Source organism: Lamprobacter sp. (assembly GCF_034860625.1).
Taxonomy (GTDB): domain Bacteria; phylum Pseudomonadota; class Gammaproteobacteria; order Chromatiales; family Chromatiaceae; genus Lamprobacter.
Genome location: NZ_JAYESN010000652.1, coordinates 1 through 871, shown reverse-complemented (window position 1 = coordinate 871; position 871 = coordinate 1). Strand labels below are relative to the sequence as shown.

The 871-nt window shown below is 66.8% G+C and carries 1 pseudogene; it reads right to left on the bottom strand.

Features of this window, described 5'->3' with window-relative positions:
• Window positions 1-871 (bottom strand): annotated as a pseudogene (locus tag VBE63_RS30515) (hypothetical protein); the annotation flags it as partial.

Below are 871 nucleotides of genomic sequence, written 5' to 3'. Positions count from 1 at the left end.
CGCCTCGCTCGGCGGTGGCCCCTCGAACGACATCAGCTGGCCGGCACCGCTGCCGGTGCGCAATCGTCCCAGCTCGCCCTGCATTCGATCGATGAGTTGTCCGTAGAGATCGCGCAACTCAGCACCCAGGCGACGCTGGCCAAAATACCACTGGGTTGGCGACCAGGATTCGAAGCGGGTCAGGTTGAGGATGCCGACATCGACGGCGGCGAGGGTGACAAAGGCGGCTTCGTCTGGCGCCAGATTCTCGATCTGAACGCTAAGGTTGAGCGGCTCGCGCGGTCGGGTTTGTTGCGGTGCGTCGAGGTTCAGCGCCAAGCGGCGCTGTTGCGGATCGACGCCAGCCCAGTGCAGACCGATCGCACGTCGCGGCATCCGCCGCGCCTGCAGGTCCATGCCGCGATAGAGGATCGCGGTCACATAGGCACCCGGCCCCCAGTCCGCGGTCACTGGCACGGCGACGCTGGTGCCGGTCTCCGGCACCTCTGCCGGATGCATGCTGACCAGCCCGTCACCGCCGACCACCATCACCAACGCCAGCCCTGGAAAGCGCGGTTCGAGCCGCACCTGCGCCTGTTCGCCGATCCGGTACTCGGGCTTGTCGAGCGAGACCTTGAGGACGTCAGGGGTATCGAAGGCCTTGGGCGCGACGTACCAGCCGGCCTCGAAGCCGATGCTCGCTGGAACCAATGGGCTGTCTGCGCGCCCCTCACGACCTGCGTTAAGGCCACCGCGATTGCTGGGCTCGCTGCCATTGCCACTGCCACCAGCGCTGCGGTCGCTGCTCTTGCTGCCTGATTTGCCCGCATTGCCTGCGTTGCCCGCAGCACCCTCAATCCGCAGCTCATAGGCGCCCCAATCGACCGGCGCC